The sequence below is a fragment of the Micromonospora sp. NPDC093277 genome (assembly GCF_044765245.1).
GTDB lineage: Bacteria > Actinomycetota > Actinomycetes > Mycobacteriales > Micromonosporaceae > Micromonospora.
In genome coordinates, this window is record NZ_JBIWJO010000008.1 from 257,038 (window position 1) to 283,020 (window position 25,983).

General features: G+C 72.4%; 24 protein-coding genes. 23 read left to right on the top strand and 1 reads right to left on the bottom strand.

The annotated features are described in order from the left end of the window. Window positions 1-1,686: 1,686 nt before the first annotated feature. The 13 genes from ACIRG9_RS19995 to nusB all read left to right on the top strand — a co-directional run bounded on the left by ACIRG9_RS19995 (window position 1,687) and on the right by nusB (window position 13,119). On the top strand, window positions 1,687-2,304 hold the full coding sequence (locus tag ACIRG9_RS19995; protein ID WP_402857930.1) for a hypothetical protein: 618 nt from the start codon (window positions 1,687-1,689) through the stop codon (window positions 2,302-2,304). Window positions 2,305-2,450: 146 nt separating this feature from the next. Continuing rightward, entirely contained in the window at window positions 2,451-2,912 is a 462-nt protein-coding gene (locus ACIRG9_RS20000) for a DUF948 domain-containing protein (RefSeq protein WP_402857638.1), read from the top strand. A gap of 24 nt (window positions 2,913-2,936) precedes the next feature. After that, the gene (locus ACIRG9_RS20005) at window positions 2,937-3,242 is read left to right on the top strand and encodes a hypothetical protein (protein ID WP_402857641.1); all 306 of its coding nucleotides are present in this window, start codon (window positions 2,937-2,939) and stop codon (window positions 3,240-3,242) included. Next, window positions 3,239-5,917 carry an alanine--tRNA ligase gene (alaS, locus tag ACIRG9_RS20010; protein ID WP_402857644.1) on the top strand — a complete coding sequence of 893 codons (2,679 nt, stop codon included), beginning with the start codon at window positions 3,239-3,241 and terminating at the stop codon, window positions 5,915-5,917. The genes ACIRG9_RS20005 and alaS overlap by 4 nt, the downstream gene beginning before the upstream one ends. A 73-nt stretch (window positions 5,918-5,990) precedes the next feature. Beyond that, window positions 5,991-6,452, top strand: coding sequence for a Holliday junction resolvase RuvX (ruvX, locus tag ACIRG9_RS20015; RefSeq protein ID WP_402857647.1), 462 nt, complete (start codon window positions 5,991-5,993; stop codon window positions 6,450-6,452). After that, the gene (gene mltG, locus ACIRG9_RS20020; RefSeq protein ID WP_402857650.1) at window positions 6,449-7,672 is read left to right on the top strand and encodes an endolytic transglycosylase MltG; all 1,224 of its coding nucleotides are present in this window, start codon (window positions 6,449-6,451) and stop codon (window positions 7,670-7,672) included. Before ruvX ends, mltG begins: the two co-directional genes overlap by 4 nt. Next, complete coding sequence (locus ACIRG9_RS20025) at window positions 7,669-8,478, top strand: shikimate dehydrogenase (protein WP_402857653.1); 810 nt, start codon at window positions 7,669-7,671, stop codon at window positions 8,476-8,478. Before mltG ends, ACIRG9_RS20025 begins: the two co-directional genes overlap by 4 nt. Before the next feature lie 241 nt (window positions 8,479-8,719). Beyond that, the gene (gene aroC / locus ACIRG9_RS20030; RefSeq protein ID WP_402857656.1) at window positions 8,720-9,898 is read left to right on the top strand and encodes a chorismate synthase; all 1,179 of its coding nucleotides are present in this window, start codon (window positions 8,720-8,722) and stop codon (window positions 9,896-9,898) included. A gap of 55 nt (window positions 9,899-9,953) precedes the next feature. Beyond that, window positions 9,954-10,463, top strand: a complete 510-nt coding sequence (locus ACIRG9_RS20035) for a shikimate kinase (RefSeq protein WP_402857659.1) — start codon at window positions 9,954-9,956, stop codon at window positions 10,461-10,463. Between the two features lie 16 nt (window positions 10,464-10,479). Further along, window positions 10,480-11,556, top strand: coding sequence for a 3-dehydroquinate synthase (gene aroB / locus ACIRG9_RS20040; protein WP_402857662.1), 1,077 nt, complete (start codon window positions 10,480-10,482; stop codon window positions 11,554-11,556). After that, window positions 11,553-12,002 (top strand): type II 3-dehydroquinate dehydratase, encoded by a 450-nt coding sequence (aroQ, locus tag ACIRG9_RS20045; protein ID WP_402857665.1) that lies wholly within the window; start codon window positions 11,553-11,555, stop codon window positions 12,000-12,002. Before aroB ends, aroQ begins: the two co-directional genes overlap by 4 nt. A gap of 125 nt (window positions 12,003-12,127) precedes the next feature. Then, window positions 12,128-12,685, top strand: a complete 558-nt coding sequence (gene efp, locus ACIRG9_RS20050; protein ID WP_402857668.1) for an elongation factor P — start codon at window positions 12,128-12,130, stop codon at window positions 12,683-12,685. A gap of 23 nt (window positions 12,686-12,708) precedes the next feature. Further along, the gene (nusB, locus tag ACIRG9_RS20055) at window positions 12,709-13,119 is read left to right on the top strand and encodes a transcription antitermination factor NusB (protein ID WP_402857671.1); all 411 of its coding nucleotides are present in this window, start codon (window positions 12,709-12,711) and stop codon (window positions 13,117-13,119) included. An 80-nt stretch (window positions 13,120-13,199) separates the two neighbouring features. Here nusB and ACIRG9_RS20060 read toward each other — a convergent pair whose 3' ends face one another. Further along, the gene (locus ACIRG9_RS20060) at window positions 13,200-13,688 is read right to left on the bottom strand and encodes a transcriptional regulator (protein WP_402857674.1); all 489 of its coding nucleotides are present in this window, start codon (window positions 13,686-13,688) and stop codon (window positions 13,200-13,202) included. A gap of 284 nt (window positions 13,689-13,972) precedes the next feature. On the opposite strand from ACIRG9_RS20060, the gene pyrR reads away from it, so the two are divergent. From pyrR to ACIRG9_RS20110, 10 genes are all read left to right on the top strand, one after another. Next, window positions 13,973-14,557: a bifunctional pyr operon transcriptional regulator/uracil phosphoribosyltransferase PyrR gene (gene pyrR / locus ACIRG9_RS20065; protein WP_402857677.1), complete on the top strand. Its 585-nt coding sequence runs from the start codon at window positions 13,973-13,975 to the stop codon at window positions 14,555-14,557. Beyond that, window positions 14,554-15,540, top strand: coding sequence for an aspartate carbamoyltransferase catalytic subunit (locus tag ACIRG9_RS20070; protein ID WP_402857680.1), 987 nt, complete (start codon window positions 14,554-14,556; stop codon window positions 15,538-15,540). The genes pyrR and ACIRG9_RS20070 overlap by 4 nt, the downstream gene beginning before the upstream one ends. After that, window positions 15,537-16,859 (top strand): dihydroorotase, encoded by a 1,323-nt coding sequence (locus ACIRG9_RS20075; protein WP_402857683.1) that lies wholly within the window; start codon window positions 15,537-15,539, stop codon window positions 16,857-16,859. The genes ACIRG9_RS20070 and ACIRG9_RS20075 overlap by 4 nt, the downstream gene beginning before the upstream one ends. A 55-nt stretch (window positions 16,860-16,914) precedes the next feature. Beyond that, window positions 16,915-18,060 (top strand): glutamine-hydrolyzing carbamoyl-phosphate synthase small subunit, encoded by a 1,146-nt coding sequence (carA, locus tag ACIRG9_RS20080; RefSeq protein WP_402857686.1) that lies wholly within the window; start codon window positions 16,915-16,917, stop codon window positions 18,058-18,060. Beyond that, window positions 18,053-21,430 (top strand): carbamoyl-phosphate synthase large subunit, encoded by a 3,378-nt coding sequence (carB, locus tag ACIRG9_RS20085; protein WP_402857689.1) that lies wholly within the window; start codon window positions 18,053-18,055, stop codon window positions 21,428-21,430. The genes carA and carB overlap by 8 nt, the downstream gene beginning before the upstream one ends. A 100-nt stretch (window positions 21,431-21,530) precedes the next feature. Next, on the top strand, window positions 21,531-22,550 hold the full coding sequence (locus tag ACIRG9_RS20090) for a quinone-dependent dihydroorotate dehydrogenase (protein ID WP_402857692.1): 1,020 nt from the start codon (window positions 21,531-21,533) through the stop codon (window positions 22,548-22,550). 55 nt (window positions 22,551-22,605) lie between these two features. After that, window positions 22,606-23,880, top strand: coding sequence for an adenosylmethionine--8-amino-7-oxononanoate transaminase (locus ACIRG9_RS20095; protein WP_402857694.1), 1,275 nt, complete (start codon window positions 22,606-22,608; stop codon window positions 23,878-23,880). Between the two features lie 194 nt (window positions 23,881-24,074). Next, window positions 24,075-24,914, top strand: a complete 840-nt coding sequence (gene pyrF, locus ACIRG9_RS20100; RefSeq protein WP_402857697.1) for an orotidine-5'-phosphate decarboxylase — start codon at window positions 24,075-24,077, stop codon at window positions 24,912-24,914. Between the two features lie 175 nt (window positions 24,915-25,089). Then, window positions 25,090-25,407 carry an integration host factor, actinobacterial type gene (gene mihF / locus ACIRG9_RS20105; RefSeq protein ID WP_073835268.1) on the top strand — a complete coding sequence of 106 codons (318 nt, stop codon included), beginning with the start codon at window positions 25,090-25,092 and terminating at the stop codon, window positions 25,405-25,407. A 25-nt stretch (window positions 25,408-25,432) separates the two neighbouring features. Next, entirely contained in the window at window positions 25,433-25,966 is a 534-nt protein-coding gene (locus ACIRG9_RS20110; protein WP_402857702.1) for a guanylate kinase, read from the top strand. Window positions 25,967-25,983 lie beyond the last annotated feature (17 nt).

Here is a 25,983-nt window from a genome sequence, read left to right on the forward strand (position 1 = left end):
CGCCGCCGTGGTGCTCCGGAGCCCGATCCGTCCGGGATGGACGGTCCCGCCAGGGTGGGGGGCGGTCGACGCCGGGCCGGCGCGCCCGACCAACCGGTGGCGGTGCCGCTCAGCGGGAACGCCCCGCCGGTCCCGGGTGCCCCGTCCGAGGCGTCCCCCGAACACCGGGCGGAGGTCCCGGGCACGCCGACGCCGCGCCGCGCCGCCACCGATGCTCCGGCCGGTCGCCGCGCCGCTGCGGACGGCGCCGCGACGTCGGCCGGTCGTCCGGCTGGTCCTGGCGGGGCGGTGCCGGGTGGTCGCCGGGCGGCCACCGAGGACCCGGGTGCGCCCGGTGGCCACCGGAGCGCTTCCGCGCCGACGGGTCGCCGGGCGGCTCCCGATGGCGGTGCCGCGCCGGGCGGTCGTGGCGGGTCGGTCGATGAACCGACCGTGGCTGGTCGCCGGGGCGCGTCGGTCGACGAGCCGACCGTGGCTGGCCGTCGGGCCGCGCCCGAGGAGCAACCGGCCGGTCGCCGGGCGGCGCCCGACGACGAACCGACCGCGGCTGGTCGCCGGGCCGCCCCCGAGGCGCGGGGTGCCCGGCGGTCCTCCGGCGAGGCGCCGCAGACTCCGGGCCCGCGCCGCGCGACCCGCGAGGAGACCGACTCGCAGCGCCCCGAGCGCCCTGCCGACTGGCTCCGGCAGGCCGGGCGGGCCACCCATGACGGCGACCCGAGCGTCCCCCCGGCCCGCCCGACCGGCTCTCCGGTCGGCGAACCGACGACCGGACGACCCGGCACTCCCGCCGGGCCCGACCGGGCCCGGGCCGGCGCGGCCGTGCCGTCGGTGAAGCCTGGCCAGACCGGAACCGCCCGGGGCGCCGCACGTCCCGCCGGCCCGTCCGGCCGCCCTGCCGGTCCCGGGTCCGCCGCCGACCACGACCGCACCGGAGCATTCCCCACCGCGGGAGCCGGCGGCCACCGCGGCGCGGACGATCCGGCCCGTACCGGAGGCTTTCCCACGGCGGCCGGCGGCCACCGCGCTGCGGACGATCCGGCCCGTACCGGAGGCTTCCCCACGGCGGCCGGTGGTCACCGCGGCGCGGACGATCCGACCCGTACCGGAGGCTTCCCCGTGGGTGGGGATCCCGCTCGGACCGGCGGCCTGCCGCACGGCGGCGACGCCGGGCGTGACACGTCGCCTCGCGGCGGCCGTCCCGGGCCGGCCCCCGGCCAGCCCGGCCGCTCCGGCCCGGGCGTAGCTGACGCAGCCGGTGCCGGCCCGGCCCGGGGCGCCGTCCGGCCCGGCCCGGACGGTTTCGTCCCAGCAGCATCCGGCGACGCCGGGCACGGTCCGCAGGCCGGCGGCGGGCCCGCTGGGCGTGCCGGGGCGGCCGGCGCTCCGGCGGTGGCCCGGGCGGCCGCCTCCGTGGCCCCTCCCGGTGGGCCCGCCCAACGGCCGGCCGGCCGTTCGGTCCCGCCCGGGGCGGAGCCGGGTCGGCCCGGACCGACCGGTACGGCAGCCGTACCCCCGCCCGGGTCCGGCGGTCCGGCGGTGGCCCGGGCCGCCGCGGTGGTACCACCGGCAGAGCCGGCCGGGTTGCGACCCGGACCGGCCGATGTGGCCGGACCGGCGCCGCGGGTCGAGGCGCAGCCGGCGCAGGCCGGCGGCCTGCGTGGCGCCCGCTCCGAACTGCGGCGGCAGATGCGCGAGCGGCGGCGGCTGCGGTTGGGTGTCCTCGTCCTGGTCAGCCTGGTGCTGCTCGGCGCGGTCCCGCTCTACTTCGGGTTGCGCGCGCTCAGCCACGACCCGGTCTTCGACACCCTCGACGGGCTGGACGTGCCCGCCTGGGCCGCGGTGAATACCGTCGACCACGTCAGCGGCAGCCGCTGGTGCCTCGAGGAATGCCGGCTGCGGGAGCGGACCGTCGAGTCGCAGCGGGCACCGAAGGAGACCGCGCAGGCGTACGAGCAGGCCCTGGCCGGGGACGGCTGGCAACGCTGGAAGAACGCGCGTTGCCCGGAGCAGCCGGTCGAGGGCAGCTACACCTGCTGGCGGCGCGACGAGCTCACCCTCGACCTCTGGGTACGCGAACCCACCTGCGTGCCGCCGCCGGTGGACGGGCAGCCCGCGCCGACTCCGGCGCCCGGACCCGCAGCGGAGAAGTGCGCCAAATCGTTGGTGTCGGTGAAGGTCCGCAACGCGATCGACGACGAGCGGACCGGGCCGCAGCCGACCACCGACCCATCCCTCACCGGTGTGGATCCGTACTCGACCCCCACCGACGATCCACTCGGCGAATTGACAGCCTCACCGTCGTGAGCAGCGCTCCATCACGGACGGTAGGGTCTGGGGCTGGCGGGTCCGGTCGTGCCGGTCGGTCGTGACGGGTCGGGCCGAGGCGGAGTGGGTAGGACGGTCGCACGTCCCGGGGCGTGGGGCCTGGGGACCTTTCGAGGAGGACAGGCGTGGAGTTTATGGAGGTCGCGGCGCTGGTCGCGGCAATCGCGTTCGCGATGCTCGTGTTGATCCTGACGCTGCCCATCCTGCGGCTGCGGCACACCGTCGACGCCGCCACCCGGATGATCAACGACCTCAACGACCGCACCGCGCCGCTGCTCGGTGACGTCAACGCCACGGTGAAGAACGTCAACACGGCCCTGGAGCAGGCGCAGACCACCCTCGACGGGGTGAACCTCCAGCTCGCCAAGGTGGACACCATGACCACCCACGCCCAGAACGTCACCGCCAACGTCGCCAACCTCGCCGCCGTGGTCTCCGCCGCCGCCGCGAACCCGCTGGTCAAGGTGGCCGCCTTCGGCTACGGCGTACGCCGGGCCGCCGCCGCCCGCCGGCACGCGGAGGATGACCGGGAGGCCCGCGACATCATCAAGCAGCGGCGCCGCGCTGAGAAGCGCGCGAACCGATGACCCGGCCGAGCGGGAGGATGTGACATGAAACGCGTGTTCTGGCTGGGCATCGGGCTGGCGGTGGGTGTGCTGGTGGTCCGCAAGGCCACCCGTGCCGCGCAGGCGTACACGCCGGCGGGTATCGCCGGCGGTCTGTCCGAGTCCGCCGGCAGCCTCGTCGAGTCGGTCCGCGGCTTCGTCGAGGACGTCCGGATCGGGATGGCCGAGCGGGAGCAGGAGATCCACGAGGCCTTCGCCCGCGGTGAGTTGTACGACGACCAGTTCGCCGAGTTGCGGGAAGACCCGCGGATCGGCGACCGAGAGATTTTCCCGGAGGAACACCAGCGATGAAGACGGCGGAGATCAAGCGGCGGTACCTCGCCCACTTCGAGGCGAACGGCCACGCCGTGGTGCCGTCCGCTCCGCTGCCCGCCATCAGCGACCCGAACCTGCTGTTCGTCAACGCCGGCATGGTGCAGTTCGTCCCCTACTTCCTGGGCCAGCAGACCCCGCCGTACCCCCGCGCGGTCAGCGTCCAGAAGTGCATCCGTACCCCGGACATCGACGAGGTCGGCAAGACCAGCCGGCACGGCACGTTCTTCCAGATGAACGGCAACTTTTCCTTCGGCGACTACTTCAAGGACGGGGCGATCCCGCTCGCCTGGGACCTGGTCACCAAGCCGGTCGCGGCGGGCGGCTTCGGGCTGGACCCGGAGCGGATCTGGCCGACCGTCTACCTGGACGACGACGAGGCGTACGAGATCTGGCGCTCGGTCGGTGTACCGGCCGAGCGGATCGTGCGCCGGGGCAAGGCCGACAACTTCTGGTCGATGGGCATCCCCGGCCCGTGCGGTCCGTGCTCCGAGCTGTTCTACGACCGGGGGCCGGAGTACGGCCGCGAGGGTGGACCGGAGGTCGACGAAGACCGCTACATGGAGTTCTGGAACCTCGTCTTCATGCAGTTCGAGCGCGGCCCGGGCGTCGGCAAGGCGGACTTCCCGATCCTCGGCGAACTGCCGGCGAAGAACATCGACACCGGCATGGGCCTGGAGCGGATGGCCTCGATCCTGCAGGGCGTCGACAACCTCTACGAGATCGACGAGGTCAAGCCGATCCTGGACCGGGCCGCGGAGCTGACTGGCAAGCGGTACGGCGCGCACTCCGGTCATGTGGCCAGCGAGTCGCACCCGGACGACGTCCGGCTGCGGGTGATCGCCGACCACGTCCGCACCGCGCTGATGCTGATCGGTGACGGGGTGACCCCGTCCAATGAGGGCCGCGGCTATGTGCTGCGCCGGATCATGCGCCGCGCCATCCGGGCGGTCCGCCTCCTCGGCTACCAGGACCGGGCGCTGCCCGAGCTGCTGCCGGTGGCCCGGGACTGCATGGCCCCGTCGTACCCGGAGCTGGCCGAGGAGTTCGGCCGGATCTCCCAGTACGCGTACGCGGAGGAGGACGCGTTCCTCGCCACGCTGCGCGCCGGCACCACGATCCTGGACACCGCCATCGCCGACACCAAGTCGGCGGGCAAGGCGTCGATCTCCGGCGACAAGGCGTTCCAGCTGCACGACACGTACGGCTTCCCGATCGATCTGACTCTGGAGATCGCGGCCGAGCAGGGGCTCCAGGTCGACGCGGAGGGCTTCCGCCGACTGATGGCCGACCAGCGCAGCCGGGCCAAGGCGGACGCGCAGGCGCGCAAGACCGGCCACACCGACGTGTCGGCGTACCGGTCGGTGCTCGACGGTGGCGGGCCGGTGGAGTTCACCGGCTACACCGAGCTGAACCGGGAGTCCCGGGTGCGGGCCCTGCTCGCCGGCGGCGGTGAGATCCAGGCCGCGGTCGAGGGGGACACCGTCGAGCTGGTGCTCGACACCACCCCGTTCTACGCCGAGGGCGGCGGCCAGCAGCCGGACCAGGGCCTGATCACGGTCGGCGGCGGCCAGGTCGAGGTCTTCGACGTGCAGCAGCCGGTGCCGGGCCTGATCGTGCACCGGGCCAAGGTGGTCCGGGGCGAGGTGCGGACCGGGGAGAGCGGGTACGCCGAGATCGACGTCTCCCGGCGCCGGGCGATCTCCCGCTCGCACACCGCCACCCACCTGGTGCACCAGACGATGCGTAACTTCCTCGGTGAGTCGGCCACCCAGGCGGGTTCGCTGAACGCGCCGGGCCGGCTGCGGTTCGACTTCAACACCCCGACCGGGGTGGCGCCGAGTGTGCTGCACGACGTGGAGCAGCAGGTCAACGAGGTGCTGTTGGCCGACCTTGAGGTGCACGCCTTCATCACCTCGCAGGAGGAGGCCCGCCGGATCGGCGCGATGGCGCTCTTCGGCGAGAAGTACGGCGAGCGGGTCCGGGTCGTCGAGGTCGGCGACTACGCCCGGGAGCTGTGCGGCGGCACGCACGTGGCCCGCTCGGCCCAGCTCGGCCTGGTCAAGATCCTCTCCGAGTCGTCGGTCGGTTCCGGTGTCCGCCGGATCGAGGCGCTGGTGGGCATGGACGCGTTCGGGTTCCTGGCCCGCGAGCACCTGCTGGTCTCCCGGCTCGCCGAGCTGTTCCGGGTCCCCGGCGACCAGGTCGCCGATCGGGTCGAGCAGACCGTCACCCAGCTCCGCGACGCGGAGAAGGAGCTGGAGAAGCTGCGCGCCCAGCTGGTGCTGGGCGGGGCGGCGGCGCTCGCAGGGCAGGCGAAGGACGTGCACGGCGTCGCGTACGTCGGCACCGAGGCGCCCGAGGGCGCGGCCACCAACGATGTGCGGACGCTGGCCCAGGAGATCCGGGGCCGGATCGACCCGGCCCGCCCGGCGGTGGTCGCCGTGGCCGCCCGCGCGAACGGCAAGGCGTCCCTGGTGGTGGCTGTCAACCAGGCCGCCCGGGGCCGGGGCCTGACCGCGAAGGACCTGGTGAAGGCGGCCTTCTCCGGTCGCGGCGGCGGCAGCGACGACCTTGCCCAGGGCGGTGGCCTGCCCGCGGCGGAGGCGCCGAACCTGCTGCTCACGGTGGAGAAGGCGATCGCCGAGGCGTGATGGACGCATCGATCGAGGCCAGGGCGGACCGGATGGTCCGCCCTGGCCTGTGCCGGAGGGATGTGCCCGGTAGATGGCTGAACTGACCCGTGGCGTACGGCTCGGGGTCGATGTCGGGCAGGTCCGGGTAGGGGTCGCCCGCTCCGATCCGCACGGCATCCTGGCCACGCCGCTGGTAACGCTTGCTCGCGATCTGACCGCGGAACCGGATACGGTGCCCACCGACATGGCTGAGCTGGTCCGGCTGGCCGCCGAGCACGAGGCGGTCGAGATCGTGGTCGGCCTGCCGGTCAACCTCGCCGGAAAGCATGGCCCGGCGGCGGTGAACGTGTCGGCGTACGCTGACCGATTGGCTGATGTAATGGGGTCGATTCCGGTGACGCTGACGGACGAGAGGATGTCGACCGTGGTCGCGAGCCGTAGGCTGGCCGAACGGGGCGTCCGGGGAAAGCGCCAACGGGCGGTGGTCGACCAGGCCGCCGCGGTGGAGATTCTGCAGAGCTGGCTGGACGCACAGCGGAGGCGGACGCAATGATCGACGATCTTGACCTGGTGTTCGATGAGGCGGAGAGGGGGGAGAAGGGCCGGCACCGGCGCGGCGCGGTGCGTAAGCGCAAGGGCAAGTCGGGCGGCGGCCGGGGCAAGACGATCTTCGCTCTCCTGATGGCGCTCGTGCTGCTGGGCGGCATCGGCGGCGGCGCGTACGTCGGGTTCGACCGGATCCGTAACTACCTCGTCACCCCGGACTACGACGGCCCGGGTTCGGGCGAGGTGCTGGTGCAGGTCAAGGCCGGCGACACGCTCACCGACATCGGCAACTCGCTCTACGACGCCGGGGTCGTGAAGAGCACCAAGGCGTTCATCGAGGCCGCCGACGCGAACTCCCGCGCGAAGAACATCCAGGTCGGCAGCTACAAGGTCCGCAAGCAGATGAAGGCCGCCGACGTGGTCAACCTGCTGCTCGACCCGAAGAGCCGGGTGGTCAACGGAGTGACCATCCCCGAGGGCACCATCAGCCTGGCGATCTACGAGAAGCTCTCCAAGGAGACCAAGATCCCGGTCGCGGAGTTCAAGAAGGCCGCAGCGGACCCGGAGAAGCTGGGCGTGCCGGACTTCTGGTTCAACCGCGGGGACGGCAAGAAGAACCCGAAGAAGAGCATCGAGGGCTTCCTCTACCCGGCGACCTACGAGATCCCGCCGAAGGCGACCGCCGAGCAGATCCTGTCGATGATGGTGCAGCAGTTCCTCGAGGTCACCAAGCAGTTGGACTTCGTCGACCGGGTGCAGAAGGAACGGAAGATCTCCCCGTACGAGGCGTTGATCACCGCCTCCATCGCGCAGGCCGAGTCGGTCGACCCGAAGGACTTCCCGAAGGTCTCCCGGGTGATCTACAACCGGGTCTACGCGGGCAAGATCGGCTGCAACTGCCTCGGCATCGACAGCGGCATCAACTACTGGCTGCGGCTGCAGGGCAAGGACCCGAAGGACTCCGATGTGCTCAAGACGTCGGAGATCCACGACCTGACGAACCCTTACAACACACATGATGTAGCCGGTCTGCCAATCACGCCGATCAGCAACCCTGGAGAGGGCGCCCTCAAGGGTGCGCTGGAGCCGCCGAGCGGCGACTGGATCTACTTCATGACGGTGGACAAGAAGGGCACGATGGGCTACGGCTCCAACGACGCCGACTTCAAGAAGCTGAACAAGCAGATGTGCGACAACGGGGTTCTGACGGGAAGCAACTGCACGTGAGGGCCGCCGTCGTCGGCAAACCCATCGCCCATTCGCTGTCTCCGGTGATCCACGAGGCGGGATATGCGGCGGCCGGGCTGGCCGGGTGGTCGTACACCCGGATCGAGTGCGCGGCCGACGAGCTGGCCGGCCTGGTCGCGGGCCTGGGCCCGGAGTGGGCCGGCCTGTCGGTGACCATGCCGGGCAAGGAGGCGGCGCTCGCGGTGGCCGACGAGGTGTCGCCGGTCGCTGCCGCCGTCGGTGCCGCCAACACCCTGGTACGCAGGCCCGACGGCTCCTGGTACGCCGACAACACCGACGTGACCGGCATGGTCGACGTGCTCACCGCCGCCGGCTGCGTGGCAGGTGCCGTGGTGACCGTGTTGGGTGCGGGCGGCACCGCCCGGGCCGCTCTTGCCGCGGCTGCCCGGATCGGCGCGTCCGAGGTGACGGTGGTGGCCCGCCGGCCCGAGGCGGTCGACGAGCTGCGCCCGGTGGCCGCCGCGGTCGGCGTGCCGCTCGCCGGCGCCGACTGGGACGGTGCTCCGGCGCACGCCCGTGCCGACCTGGTGATCTCGACGGTGCCGAAGGGTGTCGCCGACCCGCTCGCCGGGCACTTCGACTGGCGGCCGGGGTCGGTCTTCTTCGACGCGCTCTACGACCCCTGGCCGACGCCGCTCGCCACGACAGCGCTCGCCGCCGGCTGCCGGGTGATCTCCGGGCTCGATCTGCTGCTGGCCCAGGCCGTCGGCCAGTTCACCCAGTTCACCGGCGTCCCCGCCCCCGTCGACGCCATGCGCACCGCCCTAACAACCTCCCGCGCCTAACTACCCCCCCACCGGACCGGCCGTCGCCGGAAAGCTGGCGTTGATCAAGGAGTTTGCGTCGGAGTCGATCTCCAACCGGACGCAAACTCCTTGATCGACCGGGCGGGACCGGCGGGGCGAGGATGGCGGATCGGTCAGGCGGGACCGGTAGGCGCTCCGCTCTGCGGACGTTTGTGTCCGCAGGGCGGGACGGGACGGGCGGCGCATCGGAGCGGCCACCGGGCGTGACAGACTTGCCGCTGTGTTGCGCTGGTTGACTGCAGGTGAATCGCACGGACCCGCCCTCGTCGCGCTGCTGGAGGGGGTGCCCGCCGGCATCGAGGTGACCACCGGGGAGATCTCCGGTGAGCTGGCCCGCCGCCGGCTCGGCTACGGCCGGGGTGCCCGGATGTCGTTCGAGCAGGACGAGGTCGAGATCATCGGCGGCCTGCGGCACGGGCTGACGATCGGCAGCCCGGTGGCGATCCGGGTCGGCAACTCGGAGTGGCCCAAGTGGCAGACCGTCATGGCCGCCGACCCGGTCGACCCGGAGGAGCTGGCCGGGCAGGCCCGTAACGCCCCGCTCACCCGCCCCCGTCCTGGTCATGCCGACCTGGCCGGCATGCAGAAGTACGGCCACACCGACGCCCGCCCGATCCTGGAGCGGGCCAGCGCTCGGGAGACCGCCGCCCGGGTCGCCGTCGGCACGGTCGCCAAGGCCCTGGTGAAGCAGGCGCTCGGCGTCGAGATCGTCTCCCATGTGGTGGAGTTGGGTCCGGTCGCGGTCAAGGCCGGCCTGCGCGCGGCCCCCGAGGACGCCGCCCGGATCGACGCCGACCCGCTGCGCTGCCTCGACCCGGAGGCCAGTGCCCGGATGGTGGCGGAGGTCGACGCCGCGAAGAAGGCCGCCGACACCCTCGGCGGCGTGGTCGAGGTGCTCGCGTACGGGGTGCCGCCGGGCCTGGGCAGCCACGTGCAGTGGGACCGCAAGCTGGACGCCCGGCTGGCCACCGCGCTGATGTCGATCCAGGCGATCAAGGGCGTGGAGATCGGCGACGGCTGGCAGCAGGCCCGCTCCCGTGGCTCCGAGGCGCACGACGAGATCATGCCCACCGCCACCGGGGTGCGCCGGATGACCGACCGGGCCGGGGGCCTGGAGGGCGGCATCACCACCGGCGAGCCGCTGCGGGTGAAGGCGGCGATGAAGCCGATCTCCTCGCTGAACCGGGCGCTGTCCACCGTAGACGTCACCACGGGCGAGCCGGCCACCGCGATCAACCAGCGTTCCGACGTCTGCGCCGTGCCGGCCGCCGCGGTGGTGGCCGAGGCGATGGTGGCCCTGGTGCTGGCCGAGGCGGCGGTGGAGAAGTTCGGCGGCGACTCGGTCGCCGAGATGCGCCGCAACCTGGCCGGCTACCTCGAATGCATGGTGATCCGGTGAGCGTGAGGAACGCAGCGCAGCGGAGTCCCGCAGTCGCGAACGAAAGGTGGCTCAGATGAGCGCGCGGCCGGTCTGTGTGCTGGTCGGGGCGCCTGGCTCCGGCAAGACCACGGTGGGGCAGGCGCTCGCCGAGGCGCTCGGCGTCGCGTTCCGGGACACCGACGCCGACATCGAGCAGCTCGCCGGCAAGCCCATCCCGGAGATTTTCGTGGACGAGGGGGAGGCGCACTTCCGTACCCTCGAACGGGCGGCGGTGGTGGCGGCGTTGGCCTCGCATCCGGGTGTGCTCGCCCTCGGCGGTGGCGCGGTCCTCGCCGACGACACCCGCGCGGCGCTGGTCGGGCACACCGTCGTGCACCTGTCGGTGGAGTTGCCCGACGCGGTGAAGCGGGTCGGCCTGGACGCCGGCCGCCCGTTGTTGGCGCTCAACCCGCGGGCCACCCTCAAGTACCTGATGGAGCAGCGGCGCCCGCTCTACGCGGAGGTGGCGACCGCGACCGTGGTCACCGACGGGCGTAGCCCGGAGGAGATCGCCGCCGAGATCGTCGCCCTGCTCAAGCCCTGACCCCGACGGAGCGGACATGGACGAGGTGACCCGGATCCCGGTCGGCGGCGAGCGGCCGTACGACGTGCTGGTGGGGCGTGACCTGCTCGACGCGCTGCCCCCGCTGCTGCCCGACGCTACCCGGGTGGCGGTGCTGCACGCGCCGCCGCTGAAGGCGCTGGCCGACGCGCTCGGCCAGCGGCTGAGCGCGGCCGGGGCGACCCCGCTGCCGATCGAGGTGCCGGACGCCGAGGCCGGCAAGCACGTCGACGTGGCCGCGGCCTGCTGGGACCGGCTCGGCGAGGCCGGGTTCACCCGTACCGACGCGGTGGTCGGGGTGGGTGGCGGCGCCGTCACCGACCTGGCCGGCTTCGTGGCTGCCTGCTGGCTGCGCGGGGTGCGCTGGGTGCCGGTGGCGACCTCGCTGCTGGGGATGGTCGACGCGGCCGTCGGCGGCAAGACCGGGATCAACACGGCTGCCGGCAAGAACCTGGTCGGCGCCTTCCACCCGCCGGCCGGGGTGCTCTGCGACCTCGCCACCCTGGACAGCCTGCCCCCGGTCGACCTGGCCGCCGGCCTGGCCGAGGTGGTCAAGTGCGGGTTCATCGCCGACCCGGTGATCCTCGACCTGGTCGAGCGGGACCCGGCCGCCGCGCTCGACCCGACCGGGCCGGTGGCGCGGGAGCTGATCGAGCGGGCCGTGCGGGTCAAGGCGGACGTGGTCGCCGGAGACCTCCGCGAGTCCGGGGTACGCGAGGTGCTCAACTATGGGCACACCCTGGCCCACGCGATCGAGAAGGTGGAGGGCTACCGCTGGCGGCACGGTCACGCCGTCGCGGTGGGTCTGGTCTACGCGGCCGCGCTGGCCCGGCTCGCCGGCCGGCTGGACCCGGCCACGGCCGAGCGGCACCGTGCCGTGCTGAGCCTGCTCGGTCTGCCCACCGGCTACCGGGCCGACGCCTGGCAGCGCCTGCTGGCCACGATGCGGGTGGACAAGAAGGCCCGGGGTAACACCCTGCGCTTCGTGGTGCTGGACGGAGTGGCCCGCCCGGCGATCCTGGAGGGCCCCTCCGACGAGCTGCTGGCGTCCGCCTACCAGGAGGTGTCCGGGTGAGGGTCTATGTGCTGAACGGGCCGAACCTGGGGCGGCTCGGCACCCGCCAGGTCGACGTGTACGGGATGACCAGCTACGCCGACCTGGTGACGATGTGTGTCGACACCGGCCGGGAGCTGGGGCTGGACGTGGTGGTGCGGCAGACCGACGCCGAGCACGAGCTGCTGGGCTGGCTGCACGACGCGGCGGACGAGGGGGCGGCGGTGGTGCTCAACCCGGCCGCCTGGTCGCACTACTCGATCGCGGTCCGGGACGCCTGCGCCATGCTCCGCGCCCCCCTGATCGAGGTGCACATCTCCAACATCCACACCCGGGAGGAGTTCCGGCACCACTCGGTGGTCTCCGCCGTCGCGACCGGGGTGATCTGCGGCCTGGGCGTGGACGGCTACCGGCTGGCCCTGCGCCACCTGGCCGCCCGGCCGGCCGCCGAGGGCCGCGCTGGGTGATGTTCGGCACGTTTCCCGCCCGTCTTGCCTGTCAGCGGCCGGCCGGGGCGCGCAGCGCAGCGGCCAGCTCGCCGCTACTAGTAGAATTCCTGGGTCTGTCCGCCAATTGATGATCAAGGCAGGAAATGGCCACCACCAACGATCTTAAGAACGGCCTGGTACTCAACCTCGACGGCGAGCTCTGGGCAGTCGTCGAGTTCCAGCACGTCAAGCCCGGTAAGGGCGGCGCGTTCGTGCGTACCACGCTGAAGAACGTGCTGTCCGGCAAGGTGGTCGACAAGACCTTCAACGCGGGCACCAAGGTCGACACCGCGACTGTCGACAAGCGCACCATGCAATATCTCTATGCCGACGGCGAGGACTACGTCTTCATGGATCTGGAGACGTTCGACCAGATCACCGTGCCCGGCGGAACCGTCGGCGAGGCGGCCAACTATCTCCTCCCCGAGGCCGAGGCGACCGTCGCCACCCACGAGGGCGTGCCGCTCTACATCGAGCTGCCGACCTCCGTGGTGCTGGAGGTCACCTACACCGAGCCGGGCCTGCAGGGCGACCGGTCGACCGGCGGCAACAAGCCGGCCACCGTCGAGACCGGCGCGACCGTCCAGGTGCCGCTCTTCATCACCACCGGCGAGAAGATCAAGGTCGACACCCGCGACGGCCGTTACCTCGGCCGCTCCTGATGGCTGAAGGTTCCAAGCAACAGATGCCGGCGCGCCGCAAGGCGCGCAAACGGGCGTTGGACGTGCTGTTCGAGGCCGACCTGCGGGACCGGCCGCCGGTCGAGGTGCTGGCCGGCTACCTCGAACGGATCGAGAAGCCCCACCCGGAGCACCTGGGTTACGCGGTGGGCCTGGTCGAGGGCGTCGCGGCGCACCTCGACCGGATCGACGAGTTGATCGCCAGCTACGCCGAGGGCTGGACGCTGGACCGGATGCCGACGGTGGACCGAAACCTGGCCCGGATCGCCGTGTACGAGCTGCTCTACGTCGACGAGATCGACGACGCGGTGGCGATCAGCGAGGCCGTCGAACTGGCCCGGCAGATGTCGACCGACGACTCGCCGCGCTTCCTCAACGGCATCCTCGGCCGGATCGCCGAGTACGCCACCCGCTGACCGGCATCAGCCGAATCACACCGACCACGTTGAAGGGCCCGTGCCGCAACGGCACGGGCCCTTCAACGTGGTGACAGCGGTCAGTTCGCGAAGAACGCCCGCGGGTCGGCGACCAGCACGCCGTGCTCGGTCAGCCGCTCGATCAGGCCCGACGGCGAGGCGTCGTAGACGATCGCGAGGGCGCGCAGGTCGTCGGCGCGGATGGAGAGCACCCGGCCGTTGTAGTCGCCGCGCTGCTGCTGGATGGCGCGGGCGTACCGGGCGACGTAGGCCAGTTCCTCGGAGGCCTCGTCGTAGAGGCGCTCCAGGTCCAGCACGATCTTGCTGGTGGGCTCGTGCCGCACCCCGCTTCCGTCGGGCAGCAGCTCCGAGACGGGAACGCGGTAGAACTCGGCCAGTTCCGCCAGGCGGGACACGGTGACGGCGCGGTCGCCACGCTCGTAAGAGCCGACCACCACGGCCTTCCACCGCCCGTTCGACTTCTCCTCCACACCCTGCAGGGACAGGCCCTGCTGCTGGCGGATGGAGCGCAGGCGGGCGCCCAGCGACTTGGCGTATTCAGAGGGCATTCGGACACTCCCAGTGCTGCTCGGGGTTCACCCAGCTATCGCTACGGAGCGTGACGGTACGGGGATTGCGACACCTGGTCAAGTGCCGTGACCTTACCGTTGGGGAGCATGGGGGAGGTTATCCGCATTTCTGCCATCCTGACCCGGGGGCCAGTACCGGCGAAGATCGGCCCGGTGACCGCTGGTAACGTGGCGTGAAGCCCCGGTCCGGCCCCGCGTGGCCGCACCGGAAATCCAGACGTCCTTTAACGACCCGTCCCGTGAGGCGGGGAAGGAGGTCCGCCGTGGCCTACCCACCGGCTGCCCAGTCGTCGCCGCCGCGACAACCCTCGGTGAAGGTGATCCTCGCCGCACCGGACGTGTCGCGGGTGGTCGACCGCATCGCCCACCAGATCCTGGAGAAGACCCAGGGTGCCGCCGACACGGTCCTGCTCGGCATACCCACCCGCGGAGTTCCGCTGGCGAGGCGCCTCGCCGCCCGGATCAGCACCTTCGAGGACGTGACCGTCCCGGTCGGCGTGCTCGACATCACTCTCTACCGCGACGACCTGCGCCGGCAGGCCACCCGCGCGGTCGGCCCCACCGAACTGCCCAGCGGCGGGATCGACGGCCGGCGGGTGATCCTCGTCGACGACGTGCTCTTCTCCGGCCGTACCGTGCGGGCCGCACTCGACGCGCTCAGCGACGTCGGCCGGCCGGCCTCCGTGCAACTCGCCGTCCTGGTCGACCGCGGCCACCGCCAGTTGCCGATCCGCGCCGACTACGTCGGCAAGAACATCCCCACCGCGCTGGCCGAGAACGTCAAGGTCACCCTTGCCGAGACCGACGGCGCCGACGAGGTCAAGCTCTACGGGGGTACGCCCGCATGAGGCACCTGCTTTCCGGGGCCGACCTGGACGCCGCCACCGCCACCCAGATCCTGGACACCGCGGCCGAGATGGCCACCGTCGCCGGACGCGAGGTCAAGAAGCTGCCCGCGCTGCGCGGCCGGACCGTGGTGAACCTCTTCTACGAGGACTCCACCCGGACCCGGATCTCGTTCGAGGCGGCCGCCAAGCGGCTCAGCGCGGACGTGATCAACTTTTCCGCGAAGGGTTCCAGCGTCACCAAGGGCGAGAGCCTGAAGGACACCGCGCTGACCCTCCAGGCCATGGGGGCCGACGCGGTGGTCGTCCGCCATCCCGCCTCCGGCGCCCCGCACCGGCTGGCCAACTGGGTGGACGGGTCCGTGGTCAACGCCGGCGACGGCACCCACGAGCACCCCACCCAGGCGCTGCTCGACGCGTACACGATGCGCTCCCGGCTGGGCCGGCTCGCCGGCCTGCACGTGGCGATCGTCGGCGACGTGCTGCACTCCCGGGTGGCCCGCTCCAACGTGCTGCTGCTCTCCACCCTCGGCGCCAAGGTCACCCTGGTCGGCCCGCCCACCCTCATCCCGGTCGACTGGGCCGCCAGGCCGGGCGCCGCGACGCCGAATCTCTCGCTGGGCGGCCCCCGCGAGGGCGGCGCAGCGCAGGCGCTCGCGCCGGGCACCGATGTCTCGTACGACCTCGACGCCGTGCTACCCGCCGCGGACGTGGTGATGATGCTGCGGGTGCAGCGGGAACGGATGAACGACTCCTACTTCCCCTCGGCCCGTGAGTACGCCCGTCGCTACGGGCTGGACGGGCCGCGCCTGCGCCGGCTGCCAGAGCACGCGATCGTCATGCACCCCGGGCCGATGAACCGGGGCATGGAGATCACGCCCGAGGTCGCCGACTCGCCCCGCTCCACCATCGTCGAACAGGTCGCCAACGGGGTCTCCGTGCGGATGGCCGTGCTCTACCTGCTGCTCGGAGGGAACAACCGGTGACCGCGTACCTGATCAGGAACGTGAGTGTGGTCGGCGCCGCGCCGACCGACCTGCTGATCCGCGACGGCGTCGTGGCCGAGACCGGCGTGGGGCTGACCGCGCCGGACGCCACGGTGCTCGACGCCACCGGCCTGGTCGCCCTGCCCGGCCTGGTCGACCTGCACACCCACCTGCGCGAACCCGGCCGGGAGGACGCCGAGACCGTCGAGTCCGGCTCCCGGGCGGCGGCGGCCGGCGGCTACACCGCGGTCTGCGCGATGGCCAACACCTCGCCGGTGGCCGACACCGCTGGGGTGGTGGAGCAGGTGTGGCGGCTCGGCCGGGAGGCCGGGCTGGTCGACGTGCAGCCGATCGGCGCCGTCACCGTCGGCCTGGCCGGCGAGCGCCTCGCCGAGCTGGGCGCGATGGCCGACTCGGCGGCCCGGGTGCGGATCTTCTCCGACGACGGGCACTGCGTCGCCGATCCGAAGCTGATGCGCCGGGCGCTGGAGTACGTGAAGGCGTTCGACGGGATCATCGCCCAGCACGCCGAGGAGCCCCGGCTCACCGAGGGCGCGCAGATGCACGAGGGTGAGGTCTCCACCCGGCTCGGGCTGACCGGCTGGCCGGCGGTGGCCGAGGAGGCGATCATCGCCCGGGACGTGCTGCTGGCCGAGCACGTGGGCAGCCGGTTGCACATCTGCCACGTCTCCACCGCCGGCAGCGTCGAGGTGCTGCGGCACGCCAAGGCCCGCGGGGTGCGGGTCACCGCCGAGGTGACCCCGCACCACCTGCTGCTCACCGACGAGGTCGTGAGCGGGCGGAGCGATCTCTCCCTCGCCGACAACTGGAGCCCGGCCGCTCCCTACGACCCGGTCTACAAGGTCAACCCGCCGCTGCGGACCGCGAGCGATGTGGCCGCGCTGCGGGCCGCACTCGCCGAGGGCGTGATCGACATCATCGCCACCGACCACGCCCCGCACGCCGTGGAGGACAAGGAGTGCGAGTGGGCGTACGCCCGGCCGGGCATGCTCGGCCTGGAGACGGCGCTCTCCATCGCGCTGGACGTGCTCGGCCCGCAGTGGGACCTGATCGCCGAGCGGATGTCCCGCGCACCCGCCCGGATCGCCGGGCTGGACGGGCACGGCGTCGACCCGGCCCCCGGCGTGCCGGCCAACCTGACCCTGGTCGACCCGGCCGCCCGTCGCGTCATCGAGCCGGCGGAACTGGCCAGTCGCAGCCGCAACACCCCGTACGCCCGCATGACGCTGCCGGGTCGCATCGTGGCGACCTTCCTGCGCGGCGAGCCGACGGTCCTGGACGGAAAGGCAGTTCGGTGAACGCGAGGAATGCAGCGAAGCGGAATTCCGCAGTCGCGAACGAAAGGCCGGCACAGTGACCCGTAGACGACCCGCGATCCTCGTGCTCGAGGACGGGCGCACGTTCCACGGCGAGGCGTACGGCAGCGTTGGGGAGACCTTCGGCGAGGCGGTCTTCAACACCGGCATGACCGGATACCAGGAGACCCTGACCGACCCGTCGTACCACCGCCAGGTGGTGGTGCAGACCGCGCCGCACATCGGCAACACCGGCGTCAACGGTGAGGACGACGAGTCGTCCCGGATCTGGGTCGCCGGGTACGTGGTCCGTGACCCGGCCCGGATCGGCTCCAACTGGCGGGCCACCGGCGGCCTGGAGGACCGGCTCGCCGCCGAGGGCGTGGTCGGCATCAGCGGCGTGGACACCCGGGCGCTCACCCGCCACCTGCGGGACCGGGGCGCGATGCGGGTCGGCATCTCCAGCGTCGACGACGACCCGCGTGCCCTCCTCGATCGGGTCCGCCGGTCGCCGCAGATGGTCGGCGCGGACCTCTCCGCCGAGGTGACCACCGCCGAGCCGTACGTGGTCGAGGCGCAGGGGGAGCACCGGTTCACGGTCGCCGCGCTGGACCTGGGCATCAAGCGCAACGTGCCCCGTCGGCTGGCGGCGCGCGGCGTGACCACCCACGTGCTGCCCGCCACCGCCACCATCGAGGATCTGCTGGCCACCGGCGCGGACGCGGTCTTCTTCTCGCCCGGTCCCGGCGACCCGGCGACCGCCGACGGCCCGGTCGCGCTGGCCCGCGAGGTGCTCACCCGGCGGATCCCGCTCTTCGGTATTTGCTTCGGCAGCCAGATCCTCGGCCGGGCGCTCGGCTTCGGCACCTACAAGCTCGGCTACGGCCACCGCGGCATCAACCAGCCGGTGCTCGACCGGGCCACCGGCAAGGTCGAGGTGACCAGCCACAACCACGGCTTCGCCGTGAAGGTGCCGGGCGCGGGACCGGGTGTGGTGGTCCCCGACCAGGTGATCGACACCGAGTTCGGCGGCGTCCGGGTGTCACACGTCTGCCTCAATGACAACGTGGTCGAGGGGCTGCGGGCCAGGGACGTGCCCGCCTTCACCGTCCAATACCACCCGGAGGCGGCGGCCGGCCCGCACGACGCGGACTACCTCTTCGACCGCTTCGCCGAGCTCATCGAAGGCGGAAAGAATGCCTAAGCGGACCGACCTCAAGCACGTCCTGGTGATCGGCTCGGGGCCGATCGTGATCGGGCAGGCGTGCGAGTTCGACTACTCCGGCACGCAGGCCTGCCGGGTGCTGCGCAGCGAGGGGATCCGGGTCAGCCTGGTCAACTCCAACCCGGCGACGATCATGACCGACCCGGAGTTCGCCGACGCCACGTACGTCGAGCCGATCACCCCGGAGTTCGTCGAGCTGGTCATCGCCAAGGAACGCCCCGACGCGCTGCTGCCCACCCTGGGCGGGCAGACCGCGCTGAACACCGCGGTCGCCCTGCACGAGGCCGGCGTGCTGGAGAAGTACGGCGTCGAGCTGATCGGCGCCAACATCGAGGCGATCAACCGGGGCGAGGACCGGCAGCTGTTCAAGGACATCGTGGCGAAGGCAGGCGTACGCCTCGGCCTGGACGACCCGTCCTCGCTGGTGCCGCGCTCCCGGGTCTGCCACTCGATGGCCGAGGTCGAGGAGACCGCCGCCGAGCTGGGCCTGCCGGTGGTGATCCGGCCGTCGTTCACCATGGGCGGCCTCGGCTCCGGCATGGCGCACACCGGCGAGGACCTGGCGCGGATCGCCGGCTCCGGCCTGGCCGCCAGCCCGGTGCACGAGGTGCTCATCGAGGAGAGCGTGCTCGGCTGGAAGGAGTACGAGCTCGAACTCATGCGCGACCGTCACGACAACGTGGTGGTGGTCTGCTCGATCGAGAACGTCGACCCGATGGGCGTGCACACCGGCGACAGCGTCACCGTCGCCCCGGCCATGACCCTGACCGACCGGGAGTACCAGCGGCTGCGCGACCTCGGCATCGCCGTGCTGCGCGAGGTCGGGGTGGACACCGGCGGCTGCAACATCCAGTTCGCGGTGAACCCAGCCGACGGCCGGATCGTCGTGATCGAGATGAACCCCCGGGTGTCCCGCTCCTCGGCGCTGGCGTCGAAGGCCACCGGCTTCCCGATCGCCAAGATCGCCGCGAAGCTGGCCATCGGCTACACCCTGGACGAGATCCCCAACGACATCACCCTGAAGACCCCGGCGGCGTTCGAGCCGACCCTGGACTACGTGGTGGTGAAGATTCCCCGGTTCGCCTTCGAGAAGTTCCCCGGGGCCGACCCGGAGCTGACCACCACCATGAAGTCGGTCGGCGAGGCGATGAGCCTCGGCCGCAACTTCACCGAGGCGCTGAACAAGGCGATGCGCTCGCTGGAGACGAAGGCGGCCGGATTCTGGTCCGTTCCGGATCCGGTCGTCGCCGCTGCGACGGGGGCCGACCCGACCGGCACGACGAAGGAGGACGCCCTCGCCGCGCTGCGCGTACCGCACGACGGGCGGATCTACACCGTCGAGCGGGCGTTGCGGCTCGGTGCGACGATCGCCGAGGTCGCCGAGGCGTCCGGCGGGATGGACCCCTGGTTCCTGGACCAGATCGCCGCGCTGGTCGAGCTGCGCGCCGAGATCGTCGACGCCCCGGTGCTCGACGCCGACCTGCTGCGCCGGGCGAAGCGGGCCGGCCTGTCCGACCGGCAGCTCGCCGCGCTCCGCCCCGAACTGGCCGCCGAGGACGGCGTGCGCACCCTGCGCCACCGGCTCGGCGTACGCCCCGTCTACAAGACCGTGGACACCTGCGCGGCCGAGTTCGAGGCGACCACCCCGTACCACTACTCGACGTACGACCAGGAGACCGAGGTGGCGCCCTCGGCGCGGCCCAAGGTGATCATCCTGGGCTCGGGGCCGAACCGGATCGGGCAGGGCATCGAGTTCGACTACTCCTGCGTGCACGCGGTCATGGCCCTCCGGCAGGTGGGCTACGAGACGGTCATGGTCAACTGCAACCCGGAGACCGTCTCCACCGACTACGACACCGCGGACCGGCTCTACTTCGAGCCGCTGACCTTCGAGGATGTGCTGGAGGTCTGGCACGCCGAGGACGTCTCCGGACGGGCGGCCGGCGGTCCGGGCGTGGTCGGGGTGATCGTGCAGCTCGGCGGGCAGACCCCGCTCGGCCTGGCCCAGCGGCTCAAGGACGCCGGCCTGCCGGTGGTCGGGACCTCGCCGGAGTCGATCCACCTGGCCGAGGAGCGCGGCGCGTTCGGTGCGGTGTTGGCCCGGGCCGGGCTGCGTGCCCCGGCGCACGGCATGGCCACCTCCTTCGAGGAGGCGAAGTCGATCGCCGACGAGATCGGCTACCCGGTGCTGGTCCGCCCCTCGTACGTGCTCGGCGGGCGGGGCATGGAGATCGTCTACGACGACGCCACCCTGCGCGAGTACATCGGCCGGGCCACCGACATCTCGCCCGACCGTCCGGTGCTGGTGGACCACTTCCTCGACGACGCCATCGAGATCGACGTGGACGCGCTCTGTGACGCCGACGGGGAGGTCTACCTCGGCGGTGTGATGGAGCACATCGAGGAGGCCGGTATCCACTCCGGCGACTCGTCCTGCGCGCTGCCGCCGATCACCCTGGCCGGCTCCCACCTGGCCCAGGTGCGCCGGTACACCGAGGAGATCGCCCGCGGGATCGGCGTCCGCGGCCTGCTCAACGTCCAGTACGCGCTGAAGGACGATGTGCTGTACGTGCTGGAGGCGAACCCGCGGGCGTCCCGGACGGTCCCGTTCGTCTCCAAGGCCACCGCCGTGCCGCTGGCCAAGGCGGCGGCCCGGATCGCGCTCGGCGCCACCATCGCCGAGCTGCGCGCCGAGGGGACGCTGCTCCCCACCGGCGACGGCGGCACCATGCCGGCCGACGCCCCGATCGCGGTCAAGGAGGCGGTGCTGCCGTTCAAGCGCTTCCGCACCCCCGCCGGCAAGGGCATCGACGTGCTGCTCGGCCCGGAGATGAAGTCCACCGGCGAGGTGATGGGCATCGACATCGGCTTCGGGCAGGCCTTCGCGAAGTCGCAGGCGGCGGCGTACGGGTCGCTGCCGACCGACGGGAAGATCTTCGTTTCGGTGGCGAACCGGGACAAGCGCAGCATGATCTTCCCGATCAAGCGGCTGGCGGACCTCGGCTTCGAGATCGTCGCCACCGCCGGCACCGCCGAGGTGCTGCGCCGGCACGGCATCGCCTGTGAGCAGATCCGCAAGCACTACGAGTCGGGCGCGGGCGAGGACGCGGTGTCGCTGATCCTCGGCGGCGACGTGGCGCTGGTGGTGAACACCCCGCAGGGCTCCGGCGCGAGCGCCCGCTCCGACGGTTACGAGATCCGCAGCGCCGCGGTGACGGCGGACATCCCCTGCATCACCACCGTTCCCGGCGCCGCCGCCGCGGTCATGGGCATCGAGGCGAGGATCCGCGGCGACATGCACGTCCGCCCCCTCCAGGATCTCCACGCCGCCCTGCGGGCCGGCGAGTGACCGCCGGGCGGCTCTCGTCGATCATGAGGTTGTTGCCGGCCGCCCCGGCGTGTCGTGACGACAACCTCATGATCAACGGCCGGTGCCGGGGAGGGCGGGCGTGATCTTTGAGCGGGTGATGCGTCCCTGGCTGTTCCGGGTGGGGGACGGGGACGCGGAGGCGGCGCACGAGTGGACGTTGGCGCGGTTGGCCTCGGTGTCCCGGCGGCCGGCGGTGCTCGGAGCGTTGCGGGCGCGGTACTTCCGGGCCGCGCCGCGCAGGGTGTTCGGGGTGGACTTCCCGAACCCGGTCGGGTTGGCGGCCGGCATGGACAAGAACGGCGTCGCGTTGCCGGCCTGGCCGGCGCTCGGCTTCGGCTTCGTCGAGGTCGGCACGGTGACCGCGCACGCCCAACCGGGCAATCCCCGGCCCCGACTGTTCCGGCTGCGCGAGAGCGAGGCCGTGGTCAACCGGATGGGCTTCAACAACGCCGGCGCCGAGGCCCTGGCGGCCCGGCTCGCGGCGCTGCCCTGCCCGATCGGCGTACCCCTGGGCATCTCGCTCGGCAAGTCCAAGGTGACCCCGCTGGACGGGGCCGTCGAGGACTATGTGGCGTCCTACCAGGCGCTGCGGGAGCACGGGGACTATTTCGCCATCAACGTCTCCTCGCCGAACACCCCGGGCCTGCGGTCCCTGCAGGACCGGTCCCACCTGGACGCGCTGCTCGCGGCGCTGGTGGGGGAGAAGCCGGTGCTGGTGAAGATCGCTCCCGACCTCACTGAACCGGCCATCGCCGAGCTGCTGGAGGTCTGCCTCGACCGGGGCGCGGCCGGAGTGATCGCCACCAACACCACCCTGGCCCGGGACGGGCTCGCCGTGGCCGACCGGGTGCGGGGCGGGGAGAGCGGCGGCCTGTCCGGTCGTCCGCTGGCGGGGCGCGCCCGCGAGGTGGTCGCCTTCGTGCACCGGGAGACCGGCGGCCGGCTGCCGGTGGTCGGCGTCGGGGGTGTCGTCGACCCGGACGACGCCGCCCGGCTGTTCGATGCCGGCGCGAGCCTGGTCCAGCTCTACACCGGGTTCATCTACCGGGGCCCGGCCCTGGTCCGGTCGGTCGCCCGGGCGGCCGCCGGCGAGCGTTGAGCGGCGGCGGCCCGCCCCGGGGCGGGCCGCACCCCCGCGAGGACAAGGAGAGCCCGTGACACCCGAGGAGATCCTCGCCGCCGACCGCCGGCACGTCTGGCATCCGTACGCGGCGCTGCCGCCGGCCAGCCCGCCGTACCTGGTGGAGAGCGCCGAGGGCGTACGGCTGCGACTGGCCGACGGCCGGGAGTTGGTCGACGGGATGTCGTCCTGGTGGGCGGCGATCCACGGCTACCGGCACCCGGTGCTGGACGCCGCCGTCACCGACCAGCTCGGCCGGATGAGTCACGTGATGTTCGGCGGCCTCACCCACGAGCCCGCGGTACGCCTGGCCCGTACCCTGGTCGAGCTGGCTCCGGACGGCCTGGAACACGTCTTCCTGGCCGACTCCGGCTCGGTCAGCGTCGAGGTCGCGGTGAAGATGTGCCTGCAGTACCAGCGGGCCACCGGGCGGCCGGAGCGGCACCGGCTGGGCACCTGGCGGGGTGGCTACCACGGCGACACGTTCCACCCGATGAGCGTCTGCGACCCGGAGGGCGGCATGCACCACCTCTGGGGGGACGTGCTGCCCCGGCAGGTCTTCGCGCCGGTGCCGCCGGGCGGCTTCGACACCCCGCCCGACCCGGCGTACGAGGCGGCCCTGGTGGACGCGGTGGAGCGGCACGCCGACGAGCTGGCCGCGGTGATCGTGGAGCCGGTGGTGCAGGGCGCCGGCGGGATGCGCTTCCACCATCCGCACTACCTGCGGGTGCTGCGCGAGGTGACGCGGGCGCACGGCATCCTGCTGATCTTCGACGAGATCGCCACCGGCTTCGGCCGGACCGGCGCCATGTTCGCCGCCGAGCATGCCGGGGTCGTCCCGGACGTGCTCTGCGTCGGCAAGGCCCTCACCGGCGGTTACCTGACACTGGCCGCCGCGCTCTGCACCCCCGAGGTCGCCCGGGGCATCTCGGCGGACGGGGTACTGGCGCACGGTCCGACCTTCATGGGCAACCCGCTCGCCTGCGCGGTCGCCAACGCCTCCCTGGACCTGCTGCGGGCCGGAAACTGGGCCGGGCGGGTGGCGGAGATCCAGGAGGGGCTGCGGGCCGGCCTGGAGCCGTTGCGCGGCGCCCCCGGGGTGGCCGACGTACGGGTGCTCGGCGCGATCGGTGTGGTCCAGCTCGACCACGAGGTGGACCTTCCCCGGGCGACCGCCGCCGCGGTCGCGCAGGGTGTGTGGCTGCGACCTTTCCGCGACCTCGTCTACACCATGCCGCCGTACGTCACCGACGCGGCGGACGTGGCGCGGATCGTCGCCGGGGTCGAGGCGGCGGTCAAGGCCGGCTGAGCCGTCATCCCCGCCGCGGCACCCGCCGCCTCCGCTCCGCACCGATCGGTCGGGAACAAGAGCCGCTGATCGGGATGACGAAGGCGCCAGAAGACCATGATCGGGGCCGCCCGTACGGGCGGCAGGACGGCGACGGCGTGGGCCCGTCGACGCGGACCGCGGTGCGACGCCGCGCGAGGAGAAGGAGAGTCGCGATGGAGAGCTTCGGCGCCCGCCTGCACCGGGCCGTGGCCGAGCGGGGACCGCTCTGCGTGGGTATCGACCCGCATCCCGGGCTGCTGGCCCGTTGGGGGCTCGCGGACGACGTCGAGGGCCTCGACCGGTTCAGCCGGACGGTGGTGGAGGCGCTCGGTGAGCAGGTCGCGGTGGTCAAGCCGCAGTCGGCCTTCTTCGAGCGCTTCGGGTCGCGTGGTATCGGGGTGCTTGAGTCAACTATCCGACAGTTGCGAAATGCCGGAGCTCTCGTTGTCCTCGACGCGAAGCGCGGCGACATCGGTTCGACGGTCAGCGCGTACGCCTCGGCGTACCTTGATCCATCCAGCCCGCTGTATGCCGATGCGGTGACGGCGAGCCCCTACCTGGGAGTAGGTTCGCTCGCGCCGATGTTCGAGCTGGCCGCCGCGCACGGTGGCGGGGTCTTCGTCCTCGCGCTCACCTCCAACCCGGAGGGCGCCGCCGTGCAGCGTGCCGTCGGGGCCGACGGGCGGACCGTGGCGCAGACCGTCATTGACGAGATTTCCCAGCTCAACCGGGGTGCCGAGCCGCTCGGCAGCTTCGGTCTGGTGGTCGGCGCGACGGTCGGTGAAACCGGCCACGACCTCTCCGAAGTGAACGGTCCACTGCTCGCCCCGGGGCTGGGCGCGCAGGGCGCCACGGCCGCGGACCTGCGCACCGTGTTCGGCTCCAGCCTGCCCTCGGTGCTGCCGTCGTACTCCCGGGAGGTGCTGCACGCCGGGCCGGACCCGGCGGCCCTGCGGGCCGCCGCCGAGCGGGCGCTGGCCGACTGCCGGGCCGCGCTGGCCGTCCGTGACTGACTGACGGCTCGGTCACTTTGCGATGATCTTCGCGCGTCCACGTTGCCGAAAACTCCGTTGACCGCTAGTTTTCCCCGCGCTGGGAACCACGGACCCCTTTGGTTGCCAGCGACACCACGTTTCACAGAAGCGGCGGAAACTACCGCCCGCCGCGCTAGGGACCTGAGGAGAACTGGTGCCGCTCCCGTCATTGACCCCCGAGCAGCGCGCTGCCGCGCTGGAGAAGGCCGCGGAGATCCGCAAGGCCCGTGCCAAGCTGAAGGAGGACCTCAAGCAGGGCAAGACCAGCCTCGCCACCGTCCTTGAGCAGGCCGAGTCCAACGACGTCGTCGGCAAGCTGAAGGTGTCGGCCGTCCTCCAGGCGATGCCGGGCATCGGCAAGATCCGGGCTACCCAGATCATGGAGAAGCTCAAGATCGCCGACAGCCGTCGTCTGCGTGGCCTGGGCGAGCAGCAGCGCAAGGCTCTGCTTGGAGAGTTCGCCGCCAACTGAACGCCGCAGCATGTAGAAACAAGCGGTGAGCACGGATGACGAGGCGCGCCCGGCGGCTCGGCTCACTGTCCTGGCCGGTCCCTCCGGGGCCGGCAGGGAGAGTGTCGTCGAGCGGGTCCGGGCGCGCTTTCCGTCTCTGTGGGTACCGGTGGCCGCCACCACCCGGCCGCCGTGCCCCGGCGAGGTGAACGGCGTCGACCGGATCTTCCTCGACCCGGCCGAGTTCGACCGGATGATCGCCGCCGACGAGTTGCTGGAGTGGTGCCGGATCGGACCGTACCGGCGCGGCGTGCCGCGGGCGGGCGTCCGGGCCCGGCTCGCCGCCGGGCGGCCGGTGCTGCTCCCGCTGGACCTGCCCGGCGCGCTCGCCGTCCGGGCCGCCGTACCGGACGCGGAGCTGGTGCTGCTCGCCCCGCCGTCGTACCGGCCGGATCCGGCCGTCGCGGCCGCCTTCGTACACGCCGTGGTGCACGACCGCACGGAGCGTGCGGCGGAGGAGCTGGTAGGCTTGCTCGGTTCTTCCTTCCTGGCTCCGGCCCAACCGCACCCGAGCGGTTGAGAGACCACCGCCCCCGG